This is a genomic window from Deltaproteobacteria bacterium, assembly GCA_011375175.1.
In the GTDB taxonomy this organism is placed as follows: Bacteria; Desulfobacterota; GWC2-55-46; order GWC2-55-46; family DRME01; genus DRME01.
In genome coordinates this window covers 1-16,832 of record DRME01000134.1, presented here as the reverse complement: position 1 = coordinate 16,832, position 16,832 = coordinate 1, and the positions used below count along the sequence as shown (strand labels likewise).

The following is a 16,832-nucleotide window of genomic DNA, read 5'->3' as shown; positions in this document are numbered from 1 at the left end:
TTTCCCCCCCCCCCCCCGCCCCATCGTATGTTATTCGGTTCTTCGGCCGTACCGGGGGTCGGCCCGCGCCAGGCGGGGGTTTTTTTACGCCTTTGCGGGCCGACCCCCGGTACGGCCCCCCCCGAGGCAGCCGCCGCGGACAAGACGCCCCCTTCAAAGACTCTTGACTTGGGCTGAAGGATCTCGTTTCATCGGCGATCATGAGAACCAACGCGGCTCGATGAGCAAGCAAAAAGTCTTTGGAGGGAGTCTGAGGTGACCCGGGGGTCTATGACCCTTTACAAAAAGGTTCCCTCTGTGCAATAAAAATCAGAGTTTCCCCAAGAATGTAAAAGACCGTCGAGAATACGTCGAGAAGATATCGCCTGAAGGTGAGGTTTCGAGAAGGTATGACCACGGGGGACCGCTTTTGTAGAGGTCCCCCGGGTCTGATTTTCAGAGCTATCTTAAATTATAGCCTCGATTGGAAATATTTCAAGGGTTCCGGCGCGCCGGTCCGCCTCTTTTCGCCGCCTCCAGCTCCACGGAGCCCGACGAGAAGGCCGTCACCTCCAGGGTAATGCCGTCGATCTCCTTTGCCGTCAACCGGTCTGCAAGGCCCTGGGCGTCCGTCTCGCCGTCCACGTCGAGTACCCCCACACCGCCCGAGTAGCTCCGCTGGTGGACGGCCTTCACCCCTCGCACCTCCCGCTCGAGGAAGGTCCTGATCTCCCTGAGAGTACGGAAGTCGACGCCCTTGAAGACGAGCTTCACGGTCTGGGAGGTCTGGACCTCGCGGCTCCACCTTGCGAGTATGCGGTCCATCAACGCCGCGGCGAGCCTGGCGCTCGTCTTCTTCACGGCCTCGGCCCCGCCGGCCGTGGGGTCGAGATGGACGGCGGCCCCGCTCTCGGAGGCCGAGGCTATGACGGCGCCCGTGTCGGCCGCCAGGGCCCGCGCCGTCACCGTGGCCTGCACGGAGCGCAGGTTCGTGCCGGCCACCTTGCGGTCAGCCGGACGGGCCACGGCCTTGCCGACGATTATCACCTCCGCGCCGAGTCGCGCCGCAAGGGCCGCCGCCTCCTTCTCGCCCGATGCGCCGGAGAGAGAGGCGATGCGGGAAGCCTCGCGCTTTGCCGTGTCGGCGTCTACGAAGGAGAAGCCCTTGGCCGTGAAGGCGTCCATTATGGTCGTCTCGGCCTGGTTGAGCGAGCCGGGGGAGGAGGGACCGGAGCCGAGGTCCTCCTCCATTACGACCATCATGCGCGGCATGTGCTTGCGCGCAAGGAGTATGCCTATGGCGGCGAGATCGTCCCTTATCTCGCCCAGGGCCACTTCGGCGGCGATCTTCACGCGGTAGAGTCCCTTTTCGTCGTCGACTCCCTCGCTCACGACCCGGTAGCTGCGGATGTAGCCCGCGCTGCGCGAGTAGATGCGGTCGCTCAGGAGCTCGAATTCGGCCACCACCGTCTCAGAGGCCACGAGAACGCCCACGGCCTCTTCGACGGCGTTTCTCATGGCATCACTCACCGCCGCGTCACGGGCCATGGCCCGGTCCCCCTTGTATATGGATCCGAAGCCCACGGCCGTTATACTCTTCACCTCCCCCGCCGCCGAGGCTACGGAGAGCAATACGGCCGCCGACACCGCCGCCGCACGCAGTCACCGGGAGCGGTGAAGACACCCCTTCAAAAACATTTCTTGCGCAGCTCAAAGACCAAAATTTTTTGACCGCATGGGCCCGCCTCGAGCTGGCACTCCGGCATAGAGGGAGTCGGGGAAACCCGGCTCTTTACGACCTCTTTTCAGGAAGGTTCCCTCAGGGCCAGGGTGGTCTTGCTCACGCCCGGCAGAAGGAGCCTTCCTCCCGTCGCCTTCGAGAGCAGCGAGGCGAGGCGTCCAGAGAGCGCGCTTGCCAGGCGGGGCCCCGGGCTCAGGGGCTCGGTCCAGCCGCCTATACAGGTTTTTACCACGGAAAAGCCCGCCTTCTCAAGGATAATGCGCACGGTGGACGGCGAGAAGTCGCAGAGATGGAAGGGGGGGTCGTAGAGGTTGTTCTTTACGCCCACCAGGTCGAGGAGCCTTACGATGGGGGTCGTGTGGGGGAGCCGGAGGACGAGCACACCGCCGGGGCGGAGTAGCCGGCGCACTCCCTCGAGCGCCGAGAGGGGGTCGTGGAGGTGTTCGAGCACGTAGAACATGGTGACGGCGTCGAAGGGCCCTCGAAGACCGGGGGGAAGCCGCTCCACGGAGCCCCTTTCCACGCGGAGCCCCCTCGCCCTCGCCGCCTCGACGGCGGAGGCCGAGAGGTCCACGCCGCAGGCGCGCCAGCCGCGCCGCGCCATCTCCTCGACGAAGTACCCGTAGCCGCAGCCCACGTCGAGCACGCCGCCCCTGCCGGGCGCAAGCTCCTCGATCATGGCGGCCGTGGTCCTGAAGACGCGCTCCATGTAGCGCCGCCACGAGCCGGGGTCGGCCATGCGGCTGGGCAGGTAGTCGTCGTAGAGCGACGGGAGGCGCGAGGGATCGGGTCTCGGGTTTACGTAGACGAAGCCGCAGCGGCGGCACCGCACGACCGGCCAGCCCGACTGCACCGTCACCGGAATCGTGTCGTCGGCGCCGCAGACGTTGCAGCTTACGCGGCACAGCTCCCCGCGACGCTCACCCACCGCCCAGGCTCCTCCAGACGAGCCTTACGAACCTCGCCGTATCGCGCATCTTGTTTATGTAGGACCTCGAACCGTTGTATATGGTCCTGACGGGCACGGAGCCTATGGAAAAACCCCTGCGGGCCGCCTTGATGATCAGCTCGGACTCGGTGTCGTAGTTGGAGGTCTCGAGGGTGACGGCCGCGAGCACCGTGGCGCTCACGGCCCTGAAGCCGCACTGGCTGTCGGCGAGGTCGAGTCCGGTGAGGCGCCTTATGACAAAGGACATGACGCGGTTTGTCACGAGCCGGACAAAGGGCATGCGCGAGGTGTCGCCCATCCTGGAGCCGACGATCATGTCGAAGCGGCCCGACGATGCGGCGTCGAGGAAGGCCGGCATGTCGCCCGCGTGGTGCTGGCCGTCGCCGTCGATGGTGAGGACCCAGTCGAAGCCGTTGCGAAGGGCCCAGGCGAAGCCCTCGCGCAGGGCCGCCCCCTTGCCTGCGTGGGGGCGGCGCAGCACCACGGCGCCGGCCCCGGCGGCCTCCGCGGCCGTGCCGTCCGACGACCCGTCGTCGACGACCACCACACAGCCCACATGGTCGCGGACGCCGGAGACCACGGCGGCTATGTAGCGCGATTCGTTGTAGGCCGGGATGACTACGACGGGCTTCATCAATACCTGCGCAGGCGCGGGACAGGGGAGCTCACCGCCCGCCTCCCGCCGTCGCCGGGCCGCCCAGCGCCATGACGAGGTCGGCCCGCAGGACCGTCTCCCCCCTTACCGAGGCGCGGCCCGAGGCCCTGACCACAGGCCCGAGCCTCGCCTCCACTGCGACGTCGAGGCGCAGCAGGTCTCCGGCCCGCAGCGGCGCGCCGAAGCGCACCGAGTCGAGGCCGGCGAGATAGGCGCCGTCCCCTTCGCTGCGGTCCTCCGCTCCCGCCGCCGCGGCAAGGCCCGCAAGCTGGGCGAGGGCCTCGATGGCCATGAGCCGGGCCAGGGCGTAGCCCCCGCCGCCCGCCCCCATGAGCGGGTCGTCGGCCGTCACGAGCTTCTCGGCCGAACCACCGCGGCCGTCGAGCGCCGTCACCCTGTCCAGGAACCTGAAGGGAGCGGCGTGGGGGAGCCCGTCCCCCGCACCGCCGTATGGGCCGGCCCCGCGCGCCACCGCACTCAGCCGGTCTTGCCGGTCTCCACGAAGTCGGCCATCGTCTCCACCGATACGAGAACCTTCTCGGCCACCGCCTTGTCGGAGACGACGCAATCGAACTCCTTCTGCAGCCCCACCACTATCTCGAGGGCGTCTATGGAGTCGAGCGAGAGGGCGCCGCCGAAGAGCGGGTCCCTGTCCCCTATCTCGCCGGGGTCCATCTTGAGCTTGAGTCTCCTGACGAGCATCTCCTTGAGCCGCGACTTCGTCTCTTCCTTAGCCAATCTCTCAGCTCCTCCCCGTTGTTTTTTCCGCCGCGTTCAGGGCAGTCCGCCGCCGACGACCACGGTCTCGCCGGTAACGTAGGAGGCCGCGGGAGAAGCGAGGAAAGCCACCACCTCGGCCACCTCGGCGGCCTCGGCGAACCTCCCCATCGGTATCATCTCCTCGTACCTCTTCCTGTCGGCCTCCTTCATGGCCGCCGTCATATCGGTCTCCACCATGCCCGGCGCCACGGCGTTGACCCGTATGCCGAAGGGGGCCACCTCCTTTGCAAGGGCCCTGGTGAAGGCGATGACGCCGCCCTTCGAGGCGCTGTAGGGCACCCCGCCGGCAAGACCGGTGACGCCGGCGAGGGAGGCGACGTTGACGACGGCGCCCGCGCGGGCGTCCATCATGTGGGGAAGCGCCGCCTTCGTGACGTTGAAGACCCCCCTGAGGTTCACGTCCATCACGTCCTCCCACTCCCGCGGCGAGGTCATGATGAGAAAGCCGCTGCGCTCGATCCCGGCGCTGTTCACCACCACGTCGAGACGTCCCAGCCGCTCCACGACGCCATCGACGAGGGCGGCCGCCTCGTCGGCCTTGGAGACGTCGGCCCTGAGCGCAACGGCGGGCGAGCCGGCCCCGGCCAGCTCGTCGACCACCCCGCCGGCCCTCGTCTCATCGCTCGCAAAGTTCACGGCCACGGCGCAGCCCCTCCGCCCCATGAGCAGACAGACGGCCCGGCCTATGCCGCGCGACCCTCCCGTTACGAGCACAACCCTGCGGTCCATAACCCGACACTTTTACCATATCGCCGCCTAAAAGGCAACATCGAGAGGGAGGGGGATCTCCCGGCCTCTCTGGGGAAAGAAACAAAAAGGCCGCCTTCCCGATAAGGAGGCGGCCCCGGAAGAGAGGCGAAGCAGGCGCGCTACCTTATGCCCTTCCCGTTGAAAAAGGCCGAGTACTTCTTGTCCACACCCTGGATATGGTCCGTGAGCCACCTCTTGAGAAAGGACATGAGCGAGATGGTCAGTGTGGCGTCGCCCCTCTTGAGCTTGTTCTCGAAGTCCACCACCTGACGGGTGAGCGCTTCGTGGCTCTTCCTGTGCTCCTCGTATCCGGCGTAGCCGTTGGAGCTCATGAGGCGCTCCTCGTTGGAGAAATGGTTCTTCGTGTACGAGATGAGCTCGGCCAGCACCTTTCCAACGACCTCCCTGCCCTTGCCGCCGGCCATGGCGTCGTGAAGCTCGTTTATAAGGGCGATGAGCTTTTTGTGCTGCTCGTCGAACTCCCTGACCTTTACGCTCAAGTCATCACGCCACTGGATGTAGGCCATCGTTGCGTCTCCTTTCGTTACAGCGTCCTGCGTTCGCCGGCTCCGAAAACGGCCCGGCCCCATGACCCTCCAAATCTCTGCCTTCATATCGAATATATCCGCCCGACCTTTAGGGAAATTCCGTTCTTTTTCGGGGGAACTCCCGGAAGGAGGGCGGCAGGCCCGCGGTCCCCCCGGACACCATCCCGCGGACGCGGGAGGCGTGGAGAAAATAATTGACAAGGCCTGCGGACGTGCGTATAATAAATCACTTCGTTGCGCCGGAGAAAGGGTCCCATCGTCTAGTGGCCTAGGACGTCGCCCTCTCAAGGCGAAAACACGGGTTCGACTCCCGTTGGGACCGCCATGTAACCGCGGGGGCTCGCACAGCCCCCTCTCTGTACCACAACCCCCGCTCTTTCCAGACCCCTTCCAGGGATTCTTTAAGGAAGCTCTGATTAATTACACTGAGGGAACCTTTCTGTAAAAGGGTCACAGATCCACGGGCCACAGACCCACGTCTCCCCCAGGGTAATTAAGGAGGTGTGTCCGATGAAAGCCAACTCACGCTTCATCCGATGGTTCGGGGAACTCGGCATCGAGGACGTGCCGCTCGTGGGCGGCAAGAACGCATCGCTTGGAGAGATGTACCGCGAGCTCACACCCAGGGGTGTGAGGATACCCGACGGTTTCGCAGTGACCGCCGAGGGGTACCGCCACGTCATCGAGTCGGCCGGTATCGAGGAAAGGCTCAGGGAGACGCTTGAGGGGCTGGACAAGACGAGGGTCGAGGACCTGGCCGAGAGGGGAAAGAGAGCGAGGGAGCTCATCCTCGGCGCCGGCATACCCGACGACCTCTGGGAGGAGATAAGGGAGAGCTACGAGAGGCTCTGCGACGAGTACGGAGCCCATACGGACGTGGCGGTCAGGAGCTCGGCCACGGCCGAGGACCTGCCCGACGCCTCCTTTGCGGGCCAGCAGGAGACCTACCTCAACGTCCGCGGCCGCCACGCCCTGAGAGAGGCATGCAGCAAGTGCTTCGCCTCGCTCTTCACCGACCGCGCCATCTCGTACCGCGTGGACCGGGGCTTCGACCACTTCAAGGTGGCGCTCTCCATAGGGATAATGAAGATGGTGCGCTCGGACCTTGCCACAAGCGGCGTCATCTTCACCCTCGACACGGAGACGGGCTTCCGCGACGTGGTCTTCATCACCGCCTCCTACGGCCTCGGCGAGAACATAGTGCAGGGCGCCGTCAACCCCGACGAGTACTACGTCTTCAAACCCACCTTCAGGAAGGGTTATCGCGCCGTCATACGCAAGAGGCTCGGCGAGAAGAGGATCAAGATGGTCTACGGTCTCGGCGACTCGAAGGTCCTCACAAGGAACGTGGAGGTGCCGGAGGCGCAGCGCCGCAGCTTCTCCATAAGCGACGACGAGGCGCTCGAGCTCGCGGGCTACGCCCTCACCATAGAGGACCACTACTCGAGGAAGGCGGGCCGGCCGCGCCCCATGGACATAGAGTGGGCCAAAGACGGCGTAACGGGCGAACTCTTCATAGTCCAGGCAAGGCCCGAGACGGTCCAGTCGACGAGGGCCATGGACACACTGGAGACCTACCGCCTCGACGGCAAGGGCCCGGTGATCGTGAGGGGCAAGAGCGTGGGCGAGAAGATAGCGGGCGGCAGGGCGCGCATCGTCGCCGACGCGGCGCATCTGGGAAGCTTCAGGCCCGGCGAGGTGCTCGTGGCCGACACCACCACGCCCGACTGGGAGCCCGTCATGAAGACGGCGGCCGCCGTGGTCACCAACAGGGGCGGCAGGACCTGCCATGCGGCCATCGTAAGCCGCGAGCTCGGCATCCCGGCCGTGGTGGGCGCGGAGGGCGCGACAGAGCGGATAGGCGACGGCCGGTCGGTGACGGTATGCTGCGCCGAGGGAGACGAGGGGGTGGTCTATGAAGGCGAGCTGCCCTACCACGTGGAGCGCATAAGCCTCCGCGGGCTTAAACGGCCCCGCACGAAGATCATGATGAACCTCGGCAACCCCGACGAGGCCTTCTCACTCTCCATGATACCGAACGACGGAGTCGGCCTTGCCCGCATGGAGTTCATCATCAACAGCTACATCAAGGTCCACCCCATGGCGCTCGTCCACCCCGAAAGGGTGGACGACGAGGAGGAAAGGAGCAAGATCGAAGAGCTCACCTTCGGCTACGACGACAAGACCGAGTACTTCGTGGAGAGGCTCTCCGAGGGCGTGGGCACCATAGCCGCGGCCTTCTACCCCAGGCCCGTGGTGGTGCGCATGAGCGACTTCAAGACCAACGAGTACGCGAGACTTGTGGGCGGGCGGAGTTTCGAGCCCGTCGAGGACAACCCCATGATAGGATTCCGCGGGGCCGCGCGCTACTACAGCGAGCGCTACCGGGAGGGGTTCGCCCTGGAGTGCAGGGCCATGAAGAGGGTGCGCGAAGTGATGGGGCTTACGAACCTCGTCATCATGATCCCCTTCTGCCGGCGCGTGGAGGAAGGCGAACGGGTCCTGGCCGAGATGGAGAAAAACGGTCTCAAGCGGGGAGAGAACGGACTCGAGGTCTACGTCATGTGCGAGATACCCAACAACGTCATGGAGATCGACCGCTTCAGCGGGCTCTTCGACGGCTTTTCCATAGGCTCCAACGACCTCACGCAGCTCACCCTCGGCGTGGACCGCGACTCCGAGCTCGTGGCCCACGACTTCGACGAGCGCGACCCCGGCATGCTCAGGATGATCTCCATGGCCGTGGCCGGAGCGAAGAGGAACGGGCGCCACAGCGGCATCTGCGGCCAGGCGCCGAGCGACTACCCCGAGTTTGCCGAATTCCTGGTCAGAGAGGGGATAGACTCGATCTCCCTCAACCCCGACTCGGTGATGAAGATCACCCTCAGGGTGAAGGAGATGGAGGAGAGACTCCCGGCCGGCTCGGCGCAGCCCGGGAGCCGGTGAGGCGCTGCGCCGAGCCGGCCCGAAGGGGGCGGGCCCCCGACGACCGCGCTACGCGCAGTCGTCGCAGAGCAGCTCGAGGCCGTTGTCGTTGGCCTCGTCGAGCAGGATGGTCTTGCCGCAGCCGTCACAGGTGATGTAGGACGGCGGCTCGACCTCTTCTTCCGCCTCCCCGCCGACATCTTCGTCTTCGAGGGACGCCGGGACCGCCTCCGAAGACTCCCCAGGCTGCGGCCCTTTCTCCTGCTTCTCCCTGTCATCCATCCTTATCACCTCCTTTTCTTCTCCGCCGCTACCGCCGCCGGAAAAAGGTTCACGGTCCGTAGAGCAGCTCCAGGTCCGGAACGAGTCTTCCGCTCCCGCTCTCGCGGTGGGACCTGCCGGCGTAGCGGTGGCAGAACCTCAGGTAGTAGACTATGTCCATGGCCTCTTCCGGCGTGAGCCGCTTGGCTCCAGGCCGCTCGGCGTAGCCGGGCCTGTCGTGGTGGAGCTTCTCGTCGTAGACGCCGACTCCGAAAGAGGGCATGAGCCCCTGGCCGAAGTATATGATGCGCAGCAGCGTGGGGTAGGGCTTGTAGAGCCTGTCGCCGTCGCTGAGCGCCGGGATGAGCTCCATCTCCGACCTCCTCCCCCTGAGCTCGCTGAAGCCGTGACAGATGCGGCAGTAGCCGCTGAAGAGGTCCCAGCCGCGCATGATGCGCCTTGCCCGCTCCTCGACGGTCGCGGGCCTGTAGGAATCTATGATGACCTGGCGGTACCTGTTCTGCAGCTCTATGGGCAGACGGCTGTACCTCTCGGCCCGGCCGCTGCCTGTGCCGTGCGCGGGCGCGGCGGACACAAGGGCCGCCGTCACGAGGGCGGCCGCCACGGTCGAAACGGTCCACGTCATGGCTTCTACATCCTCATGACCATGGGCTCCATGAGGAGCCGGAGGTTCAGGGCCGTGACGGCGGCGGCGAAGACGATCATGGGCGCGAGCCGCCAGCCGGCCCCTGGATAGAGGTCGCGGCCCCGGTGACGCGCGATCCGCACGGCCAGCCAGAAGCCGAAGGCGAGCAGGGCGGCCTGGAGCGAGAAGATGGCGTCCTGGACCACGGGCGAGGTCATGGCGCGCATGTGGCGCTCGGCCATGGTGAGGGGGACGGTGCCCGTGCCCAGGGGGTTTAGCAGCAGGGCGCCGAGCCCGGAGCTCTCCCTTGCAAGATGGTTGATGTTGTGGGCCAGGTGATAGGCGAAGGCCGGCGGCAGCGCCACGAGGGCGAAGTTGAAGAAGGCCTCCCTGAAAGAGGCCCGCCCGCCGCAGAGCCGGTGCGTCAGGGCGACGAAGGCGCCGTAGACGAGGACGGCCGCCGCGGTGACGGCGGCGAGCAGCAGGCTGAAGCTTGCAAGAAGCCTCCCCGAATCCCCTATCATGCGTCCGAGCCCGCTCATCCACTCCTCCCAGAAGGGCATCATCGTAACGCCGTGAAAACTGGTGAGCGCAAGGAGCGTCACCATGAATAGGGCCTCGTCCCAGAAGGGCCTGACGGTGCGCACGGCCTCAAGGCTCTGCGGCCGCAGCCGCCACGAGACGTTGTCGTGGGGGCAGCTCTGCACGCAGTTGCAGCACGAAAGACAATAGGTGTTCTGGCGGAGCCTCCCCATGGTCAGGTGCGTGGGACAGGGCTCGACGGTGGAGCTTCCGTGGTAGCACTCGAGCGTCTCGCACCGGTCGCAGACCTCCCTCTCCCTGGGTCGCAGCTCAACGGGCGCAAGCCTTGCGTACATGCCCAGCGTCCTTCCCACGGGGCAGAAGTACCGGCAGAAGGCCTTGCGCTCGAAGACGGCCATGGAGACGGTGACGAGCACCGTCATGAAGACGGCCAGAAGCGCCGTCTCGTAGGGGCTCACCGTTATGCCCAGGCCGAGTTCGAGCCACGTAAGGCCCAGCAGGAGGAAGAGGGCCGGCCACAGGCTCCGGAGCCAAGGGGGCACCGAAAGGCCCAGCCTGTTCTCATCGCCTCCGCGGCGCCACAGCCGGCGGCGCACCATCCACTCGGCCAGGGCGTCCCAGGGACAGACGGCGCACCAGAAGGTGCCCACGAAGAAGACCGAGATGACCACGCCGGTCCACCAGACGTTCCAGGTGAGGACCGTCGCCAGATTGCGCTCCGGCACGGGGGTGCCCCAGAGCCCGGCGGCAATGACCAGCAGGAAAAAGCCCGCCGAGACCGCCTTGAGCACGAAGAGCGGAACGGGGCTCGACGAGAAGGCCCTTATGACGGCGCCGAGCACGGGCACGCCGTCAAGCCTTATAGAGCGGGACCTTGCAGGCGCCGGAGGCCCGGAGGCGAGGGCCCACAGGCCGACAAGGACCATGAAGACGCAGACCGCGGCGGCCCAGAGCCAGGGCAGCCCGGGATGGGTCATCACGAACCGCGCTCCTCCATGCTCTGACGCCTCCTGGCGCCGAGCACCTTCTTTCTCTGGAATATGCTCACCGCCGCCAGCACGGCCGCCACAACCCCGACCGCTATGCCCACGGGGCCTATGCGCGAGGGCTCGCCGATGCGCAGCGGAAAGTCGATTATATAGGGCTCGCCGCCGGACTCGAACCTGGCGGTTATGATGTAGTCCCCGGCGTTCCTGAACTCGAAGCCCTGCCTGTAGACGTTGATATCGAGCTTCTGAACCCCTATGATCTCTTCGTCCGGCGTAAAGAAGCGGTTGAGCCACGAGTCGTCGCGCACGGCGAAGGTCACCTCGCCGTCGTAGGTCTCGCCGTTGTCGAGCCTCGATGCGTAGAGATTTATGCGCCCCGGCTCGCCTGGTTTGGGAAAGGCCGGAAAGACCATGTAGGTCACCAGGTAATCGCCTATCTGGGTCTCCACCTGCATGCTCGGCGGCGTGTTCGAGTCTTCGCTCAGGCTGTAGGCGGGCCGGCCGAGGATGTGGTGCGCCGGGGCCGCCCCGCTCCACGCCGTGCAAAGCACGAGGACGAGGACAAAGACTGTATATGCTCGCTGTCGTCTCTTCCTGCTCATCTTCACTCTCTTGCGCTCACGTTTCCGAAGCGGTCTTTCGTCGATTCGCCGACCCTGCGGCCGCCGGCCTCAGTAGCCGAGAAGCCCCTGGGAGGAAGGGGTCCAGCCGCCGTCGTCCCTCTCCTGCCGGCCGCCCCCCTGGCCGGGCTCAGGCGCCGGCCCGTGAAAATCGAGTCCCCTCTCCGGAGCGGCGCTCCGCGCGATGTCGCCAGCGTCGCCCCTCTCCCTTCGCTTGGAGCTGTCGAGTATGCGGATGGGCAGGCTCGGATGGGGACAGACCTCGACACAGAGGCCGCAGCCCACGCAGCCGGACTGCACGACGGGCCTGTACATGTTGGCGAAGGCGAAGTCGATGCCCTTCGAGCCGAGGGGGCACACGGCCGCGCACGCGCCGCAGACCCCCCGATCCACCCAGGGGTAGCAGGCGGAGCGGTCTATCTGGGCCACGCCCATGTCGATCTCCTCGAGCCCGATCCTCGTCAAGGCGTCGGTGGGACAGACGTCCATGCACTTCATGCAGAGGATGCAGGCCTTGATCGCCGGATTTATGTAGGGGGTGTTGACCTCGCTGCGGCCGTCGCTCTTGTGGAACATGATACACCGGGGCGGGCACACCTCGGCGCAGTTGCCGCAGCCGATGCAGGCGCCCACAAAGGCGTCGTCGTCCTTGAGCGCGCCGGGAGGGCGCAGCAGGTGGACGGCGGCCATGGCCGGGGACAGGGGCGCGAGGAGCCTTGCAAAGAGCGCGGGCAGCGCGCCCATGGAGGCGAGGACGGCGCCGTATGCGACGGTGCCGAGAAAGGTCCTTCTCTTCATCGCCGCTTCTCCTCTCCAGCCCTCCCCTCGCCGCCGTCGGGGGACGTGCGCAGGCGGCCCGGCCCCTGGTAGGGCACGTCCCTGGGGCTTATGACGAGGCTGAGCGCGTCGGTTGCGCAGTGGGAGATGCAGGCCGTGCAGTTGCTGCACTCCCGGCCGAACTCGTCCTCCATGGGCGAGAGGGCGAACTCGCAGGCGGCGTTGCACATGGCGCAGTCGTTGCACTTATTGATGTCTCTCCTGATGCGCACGAGACGGCGGCTGCCGAGCAGGACGTAGAGGGCGCCGCCGGGGCAGAGGTAGCGGCAGAAGCCGCGCCTGGCCACGAGCAGGTCGAAGAGCAGCGTGGCGGCGAAGAAGGCCGCGCCGGCGCCGAAGCCGCCGAGGGCGATGGCGTACTGTAGCTCGCGTCCCACTATGGCGGGCGGGTAGATGCTGGCCGTGACGACCGAGCCCGTCCAGGCCGAAAGCAGGAGCGCCGCGGCGAGCACCACGTACTTGAAGGCCGGGTTCATGCGCCGCGTGCCCGTGCGCACTCCCAGGCGGTGGAGCAGGGCCGACAGGTTGCTGTTGAGCTCGTAGAGCAGCCCCGCCGGACAGAGCCAGCCGCAGAAGAAACGGCCGAAGAGGAGGGTGAAGGCCACGGGTATGAGCGCCGTAAGGAAGATGTGGTCGTAGAAGCTCAACGTGGCCGCCAGGTGGGAGACGGCGGCCAGGGGATCGCTCAACTGGAGACCGAAGATCGTGCCCGACCAGGTGGTCCCCTTGACGGCGTCGAGGTCGCGCTCCGGGTCGCTCGTGAGCGGCGAGGTCAGAAGCTCCATGACGTCGTAGAGCCTCTTGTCCTCCGGGGTCAGGAGGTCGTAGGCGTGGGCGGCGACGAAGTTCTGGTACCTCGCCACATAGGGAAGCGCTACAAGGAGCGCCAGTACGGAAAAAAGGGTCAGCCAGCGCAGCTTGTTAAGATGGCGCCAGACGAAGAAGGGGCGGTCGCTTTCCTGCATGTTGCAAAACCTCTTCTCGGATGCGGTCCTTGCGGACATCTGATGCCTTTCGGACTCCCCTGATTTTGCAGGCAAATCAGGGGAGTCCGAAAGCATTAAAAGTCTTTGAAGGGGGCGTCCTGCCCGCGCCGGCTGCCTCGGAAGGCTGCACCGGGGGTTCGGCCCGCGCCAGGCGGGGTTTTTTTACGCCTTTGCGGGCCGAACCCCCGGTGCAGCCGAAGAGCCGATTAATCAAAACTTCCCTAAGGAAGCTCTGATTTATTGCACTGAGGGAACCTTTTTGTAAAAGGGTCATAGACCCACGGTTCCCTCAGACTCCCTCCAAAAACTTTTAACGCCCTGCGGATCATCCCGATTTTGCAAGCAAAATCGGGATGATCCGCAGGGAATTAAAAGTCTTTGAAGGGGGTCGGGGGGAAACGTGGGCCTGTGGCCCTTCTACAGAAAATTTCCCCCAGGGTAATTAATCAGAGTTTCCCTAACCGTAAATGCCTCCATGATTGGGTATGACCCTGATGGCCTGGGGCATCTGTATGCACGAGAGCTCACAGAGCCCGCAGCCCACGCAGGCCTCGGATACGACGGGCTGTTCGAGGCGCTGGACGCTGAGCGCTATGTCGGGGAGCGGACAGGCCCGGTAGCAGACCCCGCAGGTGAGCCCCTGGTAGGAGAGGCAGAGCTTCTCGTCCACCCTCGCCTTTCCCATCTTGACGTTCTTGAGTATCTGGTCGAGCTCGCGCTCTATGGGCTGGAGCGCGCCGCTGGGACATATGTTGCAGCACTTCATGCAGAGGATACAGGCCTTTTCCCTGGGCGTTATGTAGGGGGTGCCGAAGCTCGCCAGGTCGTTTTCGAGGCCGAAGTACTTGATGCAGTCGTTGGGACATATCTGGGCGCACTGGTTGCAGCGGATGCAGCGGGCGATGAACTCCTCCTCGGCCACGGCTCCAGGGGGCCTCAGGTAGCGGTACCTGTAGCTCGTTATCTTCCTCGCGGCCCACGCCGCCGGCGATGCCGCGGCGGCGGCCACGGCCGCCACACCCTTAAAGAGCGACGATATGAAGGTGCGCCGTTCGATCATCCTGTTTATGTTATTCGGTTCTTCGGCCGTGCCGGGGGGTCGGCCCGCGCCAGGCGGGGTCTTTTACGCCTTTGCGGCCCGAACCCCCCGGCACGGCCCCCACGAGGCAGCCAACGCGGGCAGTCTGGAGGAAACTTTCTGTAGAAGGGCCGCAGGCCCGCGTTTCCCCCCTGTCCTGTCGTATATTATGCGGTTCTTCGGCCGTGCCGGGGGGTCGGCCCGCGCCAGGCGGGGTCTTTTACGCCTTTGCGGCCCGAACCCCCGGCACGGCCCCCTCAAGGCAGCCGCCCCGCCCGGTCTGGGGGAAACTTTCTGTAGAAGGGCCGCAGGCCCGCGTTTCCCCCCTGTCCTGTCGTATGTTATTCGGTTCTCCGGCCGTACCGGGGGGTCGGCCCGCGCCAGGCGGGGTCTTTTACGCCTTTGCGGCCCGAACCCCCGGTACGCCCCCCACGAGGCAGCCAACGCGGGCAGTCTGGAGGAAACTTTCTGTAGAAGGGCCGCAGGCCCGCGTTTCCCCCTGTCCTGTCGTATGTTATTCGGTTCTCCGGCCGTACCGGGGGGTCGGCCCGCGCCAGGCGGGGTTCTTTTACGCCTTTGCGGCCCGAACCCCCGGCACGGCCCCCACGAGACAGCCAACGCGGGCAGTCTGGAGGAAACTTTCTGTAGAAGGGCCGCAGGCCCGCGTTTCCCCCCTGTCCTGTCGTATATTATGCGGTTCTTCGGCCGTACCGGGGGGTCGGCCCGCGCCAGGCGGGGTCTTTTACGCCTTTGCGGCCCGAACCCCCGGCACGGCCCCCACGAGGCAGCCGACGCGCCCCCCCTTCAAAGACTTTTAATTCCCTGCGGCTCACCCCGATTTTGCTTGCAAATCGGGGTGAGCCGCAGGGCGTTAAAAATTTTTGAATGGAGTCTGAGGGAAGCTCGTTACAAAGGCTCCCTCAGCGCAATAAAATAGTGCGGGCCGGGGGCGGCAAAGACCGCCCCCGGCCCGACGTTTTCAGGTTGGGACCACCCGTATTATACTACAGGTCGCTATATCTTTTCTATACGGGCGGCCAGTTTCTTGTAGTCCACCTGGCCCGAGACGGGGTCGTAGGCACGGTGGGCCACCTTGTTGACGAGCCACTTGTTCTTGGCCGGGTCGGCCGAGTCGGCCACCGAGAGGTTCCATGGGCTGAACATGTAACCCCGCGGCACGCTGTTGCGGGCGGGCCTTACCAGGCTCGCCGTGCCGCCCACCTGGGCCCTGGCCTCGTAGTGGCCGCGGCGCGTGACGATCCTGACCTTCTCGCCGTCCTTTATGCCCAGCGCCCGGGCGTCGTCCTCGTGCATCTCGATGTATTGCTCGGGCACAAGGCGCCTGGTCGTGGCGCTGCGGTTGGACTTGGCGGTGTGGAAGTGCTCGTAGACCACGCCGAGACCCAGCCAGTAGGGGTACTTGTCCTTGGGCACCTCGTGCCACTTCCTGCCGCGGTACTCCTCGTCGGGCAGCTCCGGGGTGAGGGCGTTGTCCCTCGCCTTTACCAGGAGCGGCTTGTTGTCTATGCAGAAGAAGTTCGGATCCGTGCCTATGCGGCTCAGCTCCTTGTTCGTCTCCTCGCGGCCCGTGTAGTCCTGGTTGCAGAGCTTCATGTGGACCTTGCCGTCCTTGGTGCGGAAGTAGCCGTAGGGACGGGTCTTCCACACGCCCTCCTGGGCCATGTAGCGGCGCTTGGCGCCTCCGGCCTTGGCTATGGTGTAGGTCGGCGCGGGCCACTGGATGCCGCGGTTCTGACGGAGCTGGTCGTAGAGACCGATGCCGTCCTTCTTCTCCACCTCGAGAAGGCCCGTGAGGTCGGCGTCCGTGCCGGCCGAGGCCTCCACCACGTCGCGGAAGACCTCCTCGGCGTTGTACACGCCGTCGGCGTTGCGCTTGTAGGGGAAGATCTTGTCGCCGTCGAGGCCGAGAAGGTTGGCTATCTCGCGGCCCTTGTCGATGACCATGTCCATGTCGGGACGACAGCCCTTCGGGGGCTTGCCGCCCTGGTCGCATATGTTCAGTCTCCGCTCGGAGCTGATGTACACGCCGGTGGTCTCGCCCCACGTGGCCGCGGGGAATATGACGTCGGCGTAGAGGTTGTTGGGCGCGTGACGGTATATCTCCTGCACCACGTTGAAGGTGTTGGAGAGACCGGGACGCACGCAGTTGTTCTGGTCCGGTATGTCGATGTGCGTGGCGTAGACGAGGAACATGGCCTTGAGGTCGCCCTTCACGGCGCGCTCCATCATGCCGATGGTCATGCCCGAGTTGTTGCCCTTGAGGGCCGTGCTGAGCCGGCCCGCGGGAAGCCTCCAGGCCTTCTCCATCTTGGCCCTGTGCTTGTCGTGCTTGAGCGGCATGTTGAAGGGCAGACGGCTTGTGAGGCCGCCGGTGAAGCGCTCGCCCATGGCGTTGGGCTGGCCCGTCATGGAGAAGGGACCGCAGCCGGGCTTGGCCAGGTTACCCGTCATGGTCAGCAGGTTGATGATCGATATGACGTTGTGCTGGCCGTGGATGTGCTGGTTGTAGCCTATGCCCCACATG

16 protein-coding genes and 1 tRNA gene are annotated in these 16,832 nt (G+C 65.4%); 2 read left to right on the top strand and 15 right to left on the bottom strand.

Annotated elements, in window-relative coordinates; all coding sequences use genetic code 11:
- Positions 1-474 precede the first annotated feature (474 nt).
- The 7 genes from ENJ37_10605 to ENJ37_10575 all read right to left on the bottom strand — a co-directional run bounded on the left by ENJ37_10605 (position 475) and on the right by ENJ37_10575 (position 5,381).
- Positions 475-1,581 carry a hypothetical protein gene (locus ENJ37_10605; protein ID HHL40944.1) on the bottom strand — a complete coding sequence of 369 codons (1,107 nt, stop codon included), beginning with the start codon at positions 1,579-1,581 and terminating at the stop codon, positions 475-477.
- Between the two features lie 203 nt (positions 1,582-1,784).
- A complete protein-coding gene (locus ENJ37_10600) occupies positions 1,785-2,648 on the bottom strand; it encodes a class I SAM-dependent methyltransferase (protein ID HHL40943.1) in 864 nt (287 codons plus the stop codon).
- Positions 2,641-3,303 carry a glycosyltransferase family 2 protein gene (locus tag ENJ37_10595; protein ID HHL40942.1) on the bottom strand — a complete coding sequence of 221 codons (663 nt, stop codon included), beginning with the start codon at positions 3,301-3,303 and terminating at the stop codon, positions 2,641-2,643. The genes ENJ37_10600 and ENJ37_10595 overlap by 8 nt, the downstream gene beginning before the upstream one ends.
- A 31-nt stretch (positions 3,304-3,334) precedes the next feature.
- Positions 3,335-3,892, bottom strand: coding sequence for a hypothetical protein (locus ENJ37_10590; protein HHL40941.1), 558 nt, complete (start codon positions 3,890-3,892; stop codon positions 3,335-3,337).
- A complete protein-coding gene (locus ENJ37_10585) occupies positions 3,802-4,026 on the bottom strand; it encodes an acyl carrier protein (GenBank protein ID HHL40940.1) in 225 nt (74 codons plus the stop codon). Before ENJ37_10585 ends, ENJ37_10590 begins: the two co-directional genes overlap by 91 nt.
- 72 nt (positions 4,027-4,098) lie before the next feature.
- Entirely contained in the window at positions 4,099-4,833 is a 735-nt protein-coding gene (locus ENJ37_10580) for a 3-oxoacyl-ACP reductase FabG (GenBank protein ID HHL40939.1), read from the bottom strand.
- A 140-nt stretch (positions 4,834-4,973) separates the two neighbouring features.
- Positions 4,974-5,381: a bacteriohemerythrin gene (locus ENJ37_10575; GenBank protein HHL40938.1), complete on the bottom strand. Its 408-nt coding sequence runs from the start codon at positions 5,379-5,381 to the stop codon at positions 4,974-4,976.
- Between the two features lie 270 nt (positions 5,382-5,651).
- On the opposite strand from ENJ37_10575, the gene ENJ37_10570 reads away from it, so the two are divergent.
- Positions 5,652-5,727, top strand: a tRNA-Glu gene (locus ENJ37_10570).
- Positions 5,728-5,912: 185 nt separating this feature from the next.
- Positions 5,913-8,348 carry a phosphoenolpyruvate synthase gene (locus ENJ37_10565; GenBank protein HHL40937.1) on the top strand — a complete coding sequence of 812 codons (2,436 nt, stop codon included), beginning with the start codon at positions 5,913-5,915 and terminating at the stop codon, positions 8,346-8,348.
- Between the two features lie 48 nt (positions 8,349-8,396).
- Here ENJ37_10565 and ENJ37_10560 read toward each other — a convergent pair whose 3' ends face one another.
- The 8 genes from ENJ37_10560 to ENJ37_10525 form a co-directional block, all read right to left on the bottom strand.
- Positions 8,397-8,618, bottom strand: coding sequence for a hypothetical protein (locus tag ENJ37_10560; protein HHL40936.1), 222 nt, complete (start codon positions 8,616-8,618; stop codon positions 8,397-8,399).
- Between the two features lie 40 nt (positions 8,619-8,658).
- The gene (locus ENJ37_10555) at positions 8,659-9,234 is read right to left on the bottom strand and encodes a cytochrome c (protein ID HHL40935.1); all 576 of its coding nucleotides are present in this window, start codon (positions 9,232-9,234) and stop codon (positions 8,659-8,661) included.
- Between the two features lie 5 nt (positions 9,235-9,239).
- Entirely contained in the window at positions 9,240-10,754 is a 1,515-nt protein-coding gene (locus tag ENJ37_10550) for a 4Fe-4S binding protein (protein HHL40934.1), read from the bottom strand.
- Positions 10,754-11,368 carry a hypothetical protein gene (locus ENJ37_10545; protein ID HHL40933.1) on the bottom strand — a complete coding sequence of 205 codons (615 nt, stop codon included), beginning with the start codon at positions 11,366-11,368 and terminating at the stop codon, positions 10,754-10,756. The genes ENJ37_10550 and ENJ37_10545 overlap by 1 nt, the downstream gene beginning before the upstream one ends.
- A gap of 69 nt (positions 11,369-11,437) precedes the next feature.
- Positions 11,438-12,184: a 4Fe-4S dicluster domain-containing protein gene (locus ENJ37_10540; protein ID HHL40932.1), complete on the bottom strand. Its 747-nt coding sequence runs from the start codon at positions 12,182-12,184 to the stop codon at positions 11,438-11,440.
- A complete protein-coding gene (locus ENJ37_10535; protein ID HHL40931.1) occupies positions 12,181-13,227 on the bottom strand; it encodes a 4Fe-4S binding protein in 1,047 nt (348 codons plus the stop codon). Before ENJ37_10535 ends, ENJ37_10540 begins: the two co-directional genes overlap by 4 nt.
- A 439-nt stretch (positions 13,228-13,666) precedes the next feature.
- Positions 13,667-14,269, bottom strand: coding sequence for a 4Fe-4S dicluster domain-containing protein (locus ENJ37_10530; protein HHL40930.1), 603 nt, complete (start codon positions 14,267-14,269; stop codon positions 13,667-13,669).
- Between the two features lie 1,032 nt (positions 14,270-15,301).
- A partial coding sequence (locus tag ENJ37_10525) for a hypothetical protein (GenBank protein ID HHL40929.1) occupies positions 15,302-16,832 on the bottom strand: 1,531 nt, incomplete at its 5' end.

Bases quoted from the DNA above. Each gene is read 5' to 3' on its own strand.
- ENJ37_10595 (HHL40942.1), bottom strand. From the start codon at position 3,303: ATGAAGCCCGTCGTAGTCATCCCGGCCTACAACGAATCGCGCTACATA.
- ENJ37_10585 (HHL40940.1), bottom strand. From the start codon at position 4,026: ATGCTCGTCAGGAGACTCAAGCTCAAGATGGACCCCGGCGAGATAGGG.
- ENJ37_10580 (HHL40939.1), bottom strand. From the start codon at position 4,833: ATGGACCGCAGGGTTGTGCTCGTAACGGGAGGGTCGCGCGGCATAGGC.
- ENJ37_10575 (HHL40938.1), bottom strand. From the start codon at position 5,381: ATGGCCTACATCCAGTGGCGTGATGACTTGAGCGTAAAGGTCAGGGAG.
- ENJ37_10565 (HHL40937.1), top strand. From the start codon at position 5,913: ATGAAAGCCAACTCACGCTTCATCCGATGGTTCGGGGAACTCGGCATC.
- ENJ37_10555 (HHL40935.1), bottom strand. From the start codon at position 9,234: ATGACGTGGACCGTTTCGACCGTGGCGGCCGCCCTCGTGACGGCGGCC.
- ENJ37_10550 (HHL40934.1), bottom strand. From the start codon at position 10,754: ATGACCCATCCCGGGCTGCCCTGGCTCTGGGCCGCCGCGGTCTGCGTC.
- ENJ37_10545 (HHL40933.1), bottom strand. From the start codon at position 11,368: ATGAGCAGGAAGAGACGACAGCGAGCATATACAGTCTTTGTCCTCGTC.
- ENJ37_10540 (HHL40932.1), bottom strand. From the start codon at position 12,184: ATGAAGAGAAGGACCTTTCTCGGCACCGTCGCATACGGCGCCGTCCTC.
- ENJ37_10535 (HHL40931.1), bottom strand. From the start codon at position 13,227: ATGTCCGCAAGGACCGCATCCGAGAAGAGGTTTTGCAACATGCAGGAA.
- ENJ37_10530 (HHL40930.1), bottom strand. From the start codon at position 14,269: ATGATCGAACGGCGCACCTTCATATCGTCGCTCTTTAAGGGTGTGGCG.